2 protein-coding genes are annotated in these 833 nt (G+C 76.8%); one reads left to right on the top strand and one right to left on the bottom strand.

The features are described 5' to 3' along the window. Window positions 1-393: hypothetical protein (locus tag IDM29_RS17050; protein WP_223148452.1), on the top strand; the 393-nt coding region annotated here is incomplete at its 5' end. Between the two features lie 19 nt (window positions 394-412). On the opposite strand, the gene IDM29_RS16860 is transcribed toward IDM29_RS17050, so the two are convergent. Continuing rightward, entirely contained in the window at window positions 413-655 is a 243-nt protein-coding gene (locus IDM29_RS16860) for a hypothetical protein (RefSeq protein WP_188037858.1), read from the bottom strand. Window positions 656-833 lie beyond the last annotated feature (178 nt).

Raw genomic sequence — 833 nt, 5'->3', positions numbered from 1 at the left:
CGGGTCCGGTCGCGGCGGGCGGCCGGGGGCGCGCGGCGGCACGGGGCGCGGGCGGTCCCGCTGACGGATGCCGGGGCCCTCGCCCACTGGCAGGACGTCGCCCGCCGCGCGATGATGGCGGACGAGCAACGATGCTCCCGTACCCCGGGGGGAACCGTGGTCCAGGTACACACCGTCTACGAGGCCTACACCTGGCGCAACATGGTGGACGGCCTGCAGCAGGGCACACCGTGGACGAGCCGCACGACGGCCGTCGCCGAGGGCCGCGCCATCGCGATCGAGCTGGCGTGCGAGCACTCCGTGCACGACGTCGACGGCAGCGTCCTCGAACGGCGCGACTACGGCGCGGCCGAGCCCGGCGTGTGGCCGGGGGCGATGCGCTACACGGCCTGAGGCGCGACGACCGGGGGCGCTAGACGACCGGGGACGCGTCCGGTGCCGTGCCGGCATCCGGCTCGGTGCGGGCGTCGCCCTGGCGCTCGCCCGGCGCGACCTCCTCGCGCGTGCTCGAGATCGCCGGGTCCTCGTTGCCGAGGTCGAAGCCCGAGGTCGGGCTGTCGGAGAACCCGTAGCCGTCGTTGACGGGGTCCTGGACCGGCGCGTCGGGGTCCTGACCGGGCTCGTCCGGGATGGGGGTGCTGACGTCCTCGCTCATGTCCACCTCTCGCCGGCTCGTCCTGCGTGCTGCTCCGACGCAATCACGCCCCGGGACGGCCCGCAATCCGGCGGCGGCCGGACGGGCGCCTACTCGCCGACCGACGGCACGGCCTCCGGCGCCGGCTCCACCGGGGGCGGCGGCGCGACGGGCGGCGGTGCGGCGGGTGGCGGCGCGA

Source organism: Actinotalea sp. JY-7885, from assembly GCF_014525465.1.
In the GTDB taxonomy this organism is placed as follows: domain Bacteria; phylum Actinomycetota; class Actinomycetes; order Actinomycetales; family Cellulomonadaceae; genus Actinotalea.
This window is presented reverse-complemented; position numbering and strand designations above follow the sequence as displayed.

Bases quoted from the DNA above. Each gene is read 5' to 3' on its own strand.
- IDM29_RS16860 (WP_188037858.1), bottom strand. From the start codon at position 655: ATGAGCGAGGACGTCAGCACCCCCATCCCGGACGAGCCCGGTCAGGAC.